The organism is Humisphaera borealis (assembly GCF_015169395.1).
GTDB classification, from domain to species: domain Bacteria; phylum Planctomycetota; class Phycisphaerae; order Tepidisphaerales; family Tepidisphaeraceae; genus Humisphaera; species Humisphaera borealis.
In genome coordinates this window covers 7,113,468-7,122,743 of sequence record NZ_CP063458.1, presented here as the reverse complement: position 1 = coordinate 7,122,743, position 9,276 = coordinate 7,113,468, and the positions used below count along the sequence as shown (strand labels likewise).

Sequence of the window (9,276 nt, the reverse complement as noted above, 5' to 3'; positions counted from 1 at the left end):
TCTCAGTAATTTCGCATCGCCACTGCCACCGCCGCGCGGTCGACTGATCCATCGGCGGCAACCGTCTTGGCAACGATGGCCGGGTGATGCAATTGCGGAGAACTCAACCGCGATGGGTGTAGCGCGCGTTTTAGGCACTTTCGTTACGACAACCCCCAGAATGGGTTTCTGGTCATGGATGGTCTAAGCAGTTCGCAAACGAAGAAGAGCGATTGGTCGCCGAGCAGGCGGTTCGGAGCTACCGGGAACTTCGGCCCATCGTGAACGCCGCCCCGCACGGCAAGGGGTTAGCAACATGCGAAGACGGGCAAGCCTTTTTTCCTCTACATGCCGCTGAATGCGCCGCACAGGCCCATCGTGCCGACGAAGGAATGGCAAGGCAAGAGTGGTCTCGGCAAGTACGGCGACTTCGTCATGGAGACCGACTGGTCGATCGGGCAGATGATGGAGGCCGTTGATAAAGCGGGTATCTCAAAGAACACGCTGATCATCCTCACCAGCGATAACGGATGCTCCCGCGCCGCCGGCATCGGCAAATTGGAGGAACAAGGCCATTACCCCGGCGAACAGCGGCGCGGATCGAAGTCCGATATCTGGGACGGCGGCCACCGCATCCCATTCATCGTTCGCTGGCCGGACCGAGTCAAAGCCGCCAGCCGTAGCGATCAACTGATCTGCCTGACCGACCTGATGGCTACCTGTGCGGAGATTGTCGGTGCCAAGCTGCCCGAAACCGCTGGCGAGGACAGCGTGAGCATTGTCCGGAAACGGGCGGCGAACTGGCCAGGGAAGAAGCGACGAATTGAGTTTTCTCTTTTCGAAGACATGGTTGGCCATGTCGCGCTCGCCGACATCAGCGGCTCGTTGGGCAGGATGGATGGTGATGCTTCTGGCCGACTCTGCCGACGTCATCCGGCCCAGCTCTACTTCTGTAGACCACGGCGACGTAGTCCATGTACCCCCTTTGGGACGCGCCAGGGTGCTGCCCGGCCCCCCGCACACCCGTCCCTCGTAGACGACCGGCATCACCGTTGCGTGCTCAGCTCGGAAGTTTCGCGGTCCGGCCAAAACACTGAGTGGGTTTTAGGGACAAGGGCCAGGGCAATTTCCCGACATGGGCACCTCTGGGATTGCCCTTGCGATAAGGGTTCTCTACGGTGTAGGGTGTGGTGCTCTAGGGGTGGATCACTGACGGCCGGTGCGGCGGGCACTTACGGTCAATTTACTTGATCAGTTCAACTCAGAAATGTGGGGCTTCGTGTTCGAGAACTCAGCGACGGACCGATCGAATCTCCCAAAGGGAACTCAGTTGCGCGACAATCGAAAGAAACATCCTGCCGTCACGCATGCCGTACGCGGCGTACTCGAAGTCCTCGAATGCCGGGCCTACCTCAGCAGCGATCCCCTCGACACCTCGTTCGGGTCACAGGGTAATTCGGCACACTACGCGCTGGGAAATTCGGCGTTCTTCGCCAAGGCGGGGTTTGAACTGCCCGATGGCAAACTGCTTATCGCCGGTCATGCCACCTCGCCCGACTCCACCGGCAGCGGCTCGGCGGGCATTATCCGTCTGACCTCCAACGGTCAACTTGATCGCAGTTTCGGCAACGAAGGAAGCATTCTCACCGAAATCCCGAATCTGGGCAGTGTCGCCGACTGGGCCCGGATGCCCGACGGCCGGCTGGTCGGGTTCGGGAAGGTCGTCGAGGGACAGCGCATCGCGTTCCGGCTCAATGCCGACTTCACCCTCGATACGACCTTTGGTGCCGCCGGCGTGGCGGCGTTGCCGCAGTCATTCGACGCGCCGACCGCGATCGACGTTGACGCCTTCGGACGGCCGGTCATGGTCGGACAGATCTCCGGCGATTTCGGCATCGTCCGCCTGACGAGTTCGGGTCTGACTGATCCGACTTTCGCCGCCGACGGCAGCGGCATGGTGCGGATCGATTTCAACGGCCAGATCGACCGCGCCAACGCCGTCCTGGTGCAGCCGGACGGGAACATCCTGGTCGGCGGCTCTGCTCAGACCTTCTTCACTGCGTATTACACCGACGACTTCGCGCTGGCCCGGCTGACGCCCGCCGGCACGCTCGACGGCTCGTTCGGCACCGGCGGCAAAACGCTGACCGGCATGCTCAGCTCCGGCTCGCAGTACGACGAGCAGATCAACGCCCTGGCGGTCGGCGCTGACGGCAGGATCGTCGCCGTCGGCAAGAGCTCGTTCTACGGCGCTGTCGCGAGCTATCAGGCCAACGGGCAGATCGATCTGTCGTTCAACACCACCGGCTACCGCATCGCGGAGTTTGCCCGCGACACCGACAACTACTACGCCGCCGCCAGGCTCGCCGACGGCAGCATTGTGCTCGGCGGAGAACACAGCGTCGCGGCCGACCGTGCCATCTCTGTCGAAAAAGTCACGCCGGCCGGACAGTGGGATACCGGCTTCGGCGGCGGCGATGGGAAAGTGACGATAGAGATTAACGGCGCCGAGTACGAAGAGGTCAAGCAGATACTGGTCGGCGCCGACGGCAGAATTACCGCGATCGCCGCGACCGACTCGCAGAGAAGCATCCCGGCCGCCGGCCGCGTCTCCGCCAGTGGTGTGCTCGATGCGTCGTTTGCGGCCGGGGGCGGGAACCTGTTTCATGTATCGGGCCCGGGAACCGCTGACGCCCGGTCCCTCAGTCGCGCCGTCGACGGATCGCTCATCGTCGGCATCACGGACGCCTACAACCGCCTGGCGGTGATGAAGGTCAACGCGGACGGCGGGCTCGATCAGGACTTCGGAACCCGCGGGCGGGCCTCGCTCGGACTGCATTTCTTCGGCGCGGCGGTCAGCCGAATCGAAACCCGCTCGACCGCGATCGCTGCCGACGGCAAGATCTACGCCGGCGGCTATCACACCAACGTCGGCTTCGCGCTCGCCCGCTACAACGCCGACGGTTCTCCCGATACGGCGTTCGGCACGGCCGGCCTGGCGACGGCGGCAATTCCCTTCGGCGATGTCACCGGCGAAAGCCTCGACACGCTCTCCGCGATCGCGGTCCAGCCCGACGGTAAAATCCTCGCCGCCGGCATGAGCGGCACGGCATGGGCCCTCGTTCGCTTCACCGCCACCGGCGCGCTCGATTTGACATTCGGCGACGGCGGACACGTGCGGTTCGATACCGCCGGAATCCAGTCCTGGAACGGTCGCGGCGCACAAGCGATCGCGATTGCGCCGTCGGGCCGCATCCTGCTGGCGGGCACGCGGCGCGTCAGCGCGATCGGACACCTGTCAATCGTGGCGGTCACTTCGGACGGCATCCTCGACGGCGCGTTCGGAACCGGCGGCGTCCGGTCGCTCTACCAGACGGTGGCGACGAGTCCCGACCTGACCGCGATCGCGGTCCGCCCGGACGGCCGAATCGTCGTCGCCGGCTCCGAAGGCGACAACGCCTTCACCACCTACCAGCTCACCGACACCGGCGCGGACGACACGAGCTTCGGCACCAACGGTCGCGTGAAGTCGACGTTCACCATCGGCACAACCGTCTATGCCGCGATTCCCGGCACGATCGCGATTCGCGGGGACGGACGGGTCGCGGTCACCGGAACGGCGCCGGTCGGGAACACGTCGCGCGTCGCCGCCGCGCTGCTGACGGCCGACGGCGCACCGGTCCTGCAGTTCGGATCGAGCGGCAGGGTGCTGTCCGACTCGATCGGCAAGAACGCCGGCGCGACATTCGACGCGGCGGGCAAGCTGGTCGTCGCCGGCAGCGTAGCAATGCCGGCCGGGGGCCTGGCCTCCAAGGCGGCCGTCGCGACCTTCCACGATCAACCGACGCTCTCAGCCGCCGCAACAATCGTCGGCGAGGAACGCGCCGCCCCCAGCGCAGCCATCCCGGGCCGATTCACGATCAGCCGTAGCACGCCGTTCGTCGGCGCGCTGGTGGTCACTGTCAGCTACGGCGGCTCGGCAACCTCCGGCGTCGACTTCACCGCGCTGCCGACGACTGTCACCATTCCCGACGACCAGGCCTCGGTCAACCTAGAAGTCCCGGTTCTCGACGACCTGCTCCTGGAAGGCAACGAGTCGGTCACCATCACTGGTCTCTCGGCGACGGGTTTTGGATTCTCCGGCGCGGTGGCGGAAGTCCGTATCCTCGACAACGAGGGTATCGACGCCGCCGAGAGCAACGACACCTTCGAAACCGCCCGGGTCTTCACCACGGTCAATCAGAATCTGCCGCAACTGTTCTCGCTGCACCACCCGGCCGATGTCGACTTCTTCCGCGTGACGACGGGATACCCGGGCCTGTCGGTCGCGATGACCCGCGCGAGCGGCACGGCGGCGATGGAACTGGACGTTTACGATGCCGCGCGCAACCTGGTCGGCCGTTCCGCGGTCGCCGGCGCCGCCCAGAATGTTCAGCTCCAGGATGCCCCGGCAGGCGTCTACTTCGTTCGCGTTCGCTTGGCCGACCCCGTCGCGCCGGATGCCGGTTACAACGGATACCTGTTCTCGATCAAGGCGCAACGGCCGGTCGGCCAGACGCCCATCGCCGTTGTCAGCGATCAGCAGACCACGATCCCCTTCGTTAACTTTGATATTGGCGGTGAGGGGCTGGCCTGGCTCGATTCCACGCCGCTCACGAACGGGCCCAGCGGATCCCGACCACTGGACGCCGTGGACTTCCGCATGGAAAGCCCCGGCGTCGGTCAGCCGTTGCGTCCGATTCTGTCCGATGTACGCCCCGGCGAGTGGCTGGAGTACACGGTCAATGTCGCGTCTGCAGCGCCCTACCAGCTATTTGTCAACCAGGGGAACACCGCGCCCGGCGGCGTCTACCATCTCGAACTCAACGGCGTGGCGCTGACGGCGAGCCTGCCGGTCAGCGTGATCGCCGGCGGCGCACGGGAACTCACCAGTACCCCCATCACCCTCCTCGCGGGGCAGAGCGTCATCCGCGTGGTGTTCGACACCGCCGCTTCCAATGGCGTGGTCGGCGAGTTCGAGAACTTCCACATCACGCCGGTCAAGCCGACGGTGAAGCTCGTCGGGTTCGGCACCCCGGGCGAACCGGAGGCGACGGGCAACGGCCAGATCCGGTTCCAGATTCAGCGCAGCACGTTCACCACCCAGCCGCTGACGGTCAACTATACGATCTCCGGCACGGCCACCAGTGGCACGGCGGCCAGTGGTGCCGACTACACCGCCTCGACGGGACAGATCACCCTGCCTCCGGGGACCACGGCGGTGCCGGACATCACCATGCCCGTCTACTTCGACGAGCATTTTGACCCCGGCGAGACCGTCATCGTGACAATCGTGCCGGACGATGCGTACTACCTGGGCACGTCGACCCTGACTTTCACGATCACAGATCGTCAGCCGCTATTGAACTCCTACGAGTCGAACAACTCGGTCGCGACGGCTTACCAGCTTTACGGCGTCGGTCCGGAGGAGGCGAAGGCAACCGCCGCGCTGGCTCCGGGCGATCTGGACTACTATCGCGCCAGCCCCCGCGGCAGCAACGGCACCATGTCGGCGCAGCTCGACTACAACCCGGCGGTCGGCGATCTTTACCTGGTCGTCTACGATCTTCAGGGCAACGAGATCACCCGCGCCGACAACGCCGGCGCGATCGAAAGCCTTACCTTCCCGACGGGAACCGAGGGCGTCGAATATGTATTCGGTGTGTTCGGAAAGAACGGCGCTTCCACCGGCCGCTATACGCTGACACTCGATTGGAACGAGACCGCGGCACCGTTCGCAACCTTCACCAGCGTCAACACTTATTCCAACGCGGTGTGGACCGTCGAGTGGCGGTTCAACGAGCCGGCCTACGGGCTTGACATGGGCGATCTGCGATTGACGCGCGACGGACAACCGGTCGAACTGATCGGCACCGAGGCGTACCTCGGCGGGGGGGGAGTGCGGGAGCTCACTGCACTGACGCGGCCCGCCGGTAAGTACACGTTCACGATCGTCGCAGCCAACTCGGGCATTGTCGACTTGTACGGCAATCCGATGGTTGAGGACGCCAGCATCACCTGGATCAACGAACTTCCCTACGACCCCGCGCCGCTGCCGCTGGTCGAGGACACCCACATCCGGAACAACAGTCAGGCCGCGGTCAACTTTGGCGATTCTGCGACGCTGGAGGTCGGACAGACGTCCGACGTACGGCAGACGCTGTTGCGGTTCGACCTTTCATCGTTGAGCGCTGAGAAAGAAATCAGCAGCGCGATTCTGAAGCTGTGGGCGGCGACCGCCGGCGGCGCGGGTGGCGTTCCGATCGCGATTTACGAAGCCGACCCCACATGGACGGAAACGGGGACCTCGTTCAACACGCGGCCAGCATTAATCGGTGAACCCGTGCTCGAATTCAACGTCGAAGCCGGCGCCGGTGCGCTCTACCAACTGGACCTCGCGGGCTACCTGTCGCGCCGGGCCAGCGAGGGTGCCACGTCGCTCACATTGGCACTGGTTCCGCGCGAGGCTAGTAGCGCGTATGCGGTGATCAACTCCGGTGAGGCCGTCGCCAACCGGCCCGAGTTGGTCGTCAACCAGCAGTACAAGCGATTGAGCGTCGTGACATTGTCACAACAGCTATCACTGAACGAAGGCACCAGCGGCACGGTGGGTTTCAAGCTGTCGCGCAACCCCTACGGCGACGTCCGCGTTTACGTGGGGGACCACGGTCACAACGAGGGCATCTCCGTCGCCGACCCGGCACCCTACCCGAGTTACGTCTTGTTCAACGAGACGAACTGGAACGTGCCGAAGTATGTCACCATCAACGCCGCCCAGGACGCCGACGCCGAACACGACTGGGACGTGCTCATCTTCGGCAGCGACCAGTTGCGCTATCAGTCGTCAGTGTCGCTCTACTCGATGGACGACGACGCAGTGCCGTTGGCCGAATCGCTGCCCCCGGCGCTGGATGCCAGCGTACAAGCCCCCGCCGGTGCAACAGGCGCAACGGGTGCGATGGTGCTCTCCACGGGCAAGCTGTCGTCGACGGAGTTCGCCGGCACCGGCGTGCTGCCCGCCGCCGGAGCCGGCGCGGTCACCGTTCCGACGCTGACCGTCCGCAAGACCACGACCGCCGGCCAGACGCGCGAAGCGTTCATCAAGTTCAGCATTGCCACCCTTCCGTCGGCGTCGGCGATCACATCGGTGAAGGTCCGGGTCTTCGGCAAGAACTCGGCCGCCGGCAGCGTGCCCGTCGGGCTTTACACGGTCGCCAGCACCGCCTGGCAATCCATCAGTTGGAGCACCCGCCCGGCGACCAGTGCGTCGCCGATCGTCACCAAGACGGTCAGCGGCACGACCGGAACCTGGTACGAGTTCGACGTCACCAGTTATGTGAAGCAGCGAAAACAAGCCGGCGACACCGCCGTCAGCTTCGCACTCAAGGGCACGACCAACACCTCGATTCACGCCATCTTCAACGGCAGCGGTGCGACGACCAACAAGCCCGACCTGCGCACCACCGGCGCGATCGTTCTGACGCCGCAGTCTCTGGTTGTCTCTCCCACAACGCTGAAGGTTGCCGAAGGCGCGAGTAAGACGGTCGGCGTCAAGCTGGGCGCGAAACCGTCGGGTAACCTGGTGGTCTCCATCGCTGCGAGCCATGCATCGGCTGCGCCGGCGGTGACGACGCTGACATTCACGCCGAGCAACTGGAATGTGTCGCAGAACCTCGTTGTCGCCTCGCCCCAGGACGCCGACACCGTGAACAACACCGCGACGCTGGCATTTTCGGCTCCGGGTGTTAACGCTGTGAACGTCGCGTTCACGCAGACCGACGACGACGGCCTGCCGCAGGCCGCCACGTCGACGACGTTCAAACTCCCGGCGATCGCCGACGCTCACGGTCGCAACGGGGCCTACGCCGCCGCCAACTATGGCAACGCGGCGGCGCTGGAAGTCCGCAGCAGCACTGTCGCCGACAACAGCCGGGAGTCGTTCTTCCAGTTCGATCTCAGTGGCATCGCGTCAGCGGCGCAGATCGGTTCGGCCAAGCTGCGGCTTTACGTCAAGCTCTCGACGACGGAGACCGCGACGCTCGGCGTCTACGGCGTGGCCTCAACAACCTGGACCGAAGGTGCCCTGACTTGGAACAACCGCCCCGCCACCGGCGCGCTGCTGCGCAGCCTCGGTGTGACGTCAACGACGGGCCAGTGGCTTGAGTTCGACGTCGCCGACTACCTGCGCCAACAGAAACAAGCGGGTACGACGAAAGTCGCATTAGCAGTGAAGGCCACGGCGGCTTCCAAGTCGCTGGTGTCGATCAACAGCGGCGAGGCCGGCGCAAACACACCGGAACTAGTCATCACCGGCGGCCCGACGTCGCCGCCACCTCCTCCGCCCCCGCCACCGCCACCGCCACCACCGCCGCCTCCTCCCCCTCCGCCACCACCGGGCACCGGACAGACGATTCGCGCGTCGTCCGATGCCCATGTGCGCGACGGAGTTTTCACCGGAACCAACTACGGCTCATTGGCCGCACTGGAGATCCGCAACAGCTCCGTCGCCGACAACAGCCGCGACCTCTACCTTTCGTTCAATCTGTCTGCTGCGGCGACGATCAACACCGCGGTGCTCCGCCTCTTCGGCAAGCTCTCGCAGACCGGCCCGGTCACGCTCGGCGTCTACGCCGCGACGGCGGCATGGACCGAAGCCGGCGTGAACTGGTCCAACCGCCCTGCCGCAGGCGCGCTGCTGACGACCGCGAGCTTCAACGCCACGACCGACGCGTGGGGGCAGTTCGACGTCGGCAACTACGTCCGACAGCAGAAACTGGCCGGCGCGACGAGCGTTACGCTGGTGGTGCGGATGACCGACGTCTCCAAGCCGCTGGCGACCTTCAGCAGCGACGAAGCCGCTTCAGGCCGGCCAGAATTGGTCATTGGATGAGCGGCGGCAGCGGAGTCGCAATGCGGCCCGCAACTGCGTCTCGCAGGTGCGCCGGACTTTGGGAACAGGGCTCCAGGTCGCGATGCTGCTGATTTTTAAGGGGTGTCGAAGGTCGCGAATAGGTCGAGGTGCCGATTCGCCGTTAGAAAATGTCAACGCATCGAGATAGAACTACGGACGGCAGGGTTCATATCTCTGGGCTCCTTTGAAGATGAGTTTGAATAGGGCGTGGCGACAGCGAGAGCGTGCTAGTAGGTTGTAATCCTAGCGCCAGTTAAAACCCCGTCCCTGCCGGACGGGGTTTTTCGTTCCCTGTTGCTGGTAGGAAGCGGCTTCCGCGGTGCCATTTCCGGACTTTGTTGGTGTCG

2 protein-coding genes are annotated in these 9,276 nt (G+C 64.7%); both read left to right on the top strand.

What is annotated here, in order from left to right:
* Positions 1-327: 327 nt before the first annotated feature.
* The gene (locus tag IPV69_RS28045) at positions 328-1,230 is read left to right on the top strand and encodes a sulfatase-like hydrolase/transferase (RefSeq protein ID WP_206292809.1); all 903 of its coding nucleotides are present in this window, start codon (positions 328-330) and stop codon (positions 1,228-1,230) included.
* Between the two features lie 79 nt (positions 1,231-1,309).
* Positions 1,310-8,908: a CBM96 family carbohydrate-binding protein gene (locus tag IPV69_RS26815; protein ID WP_206292808.1), complete on the top strand. Its 7,599-nt coding sequence runs from the start codon at positions 1,310-1,312 to the stop codon at positions 8,906-8,908.
* Positions 8,909-9,276: the final 368 nt, after the last annotated feature.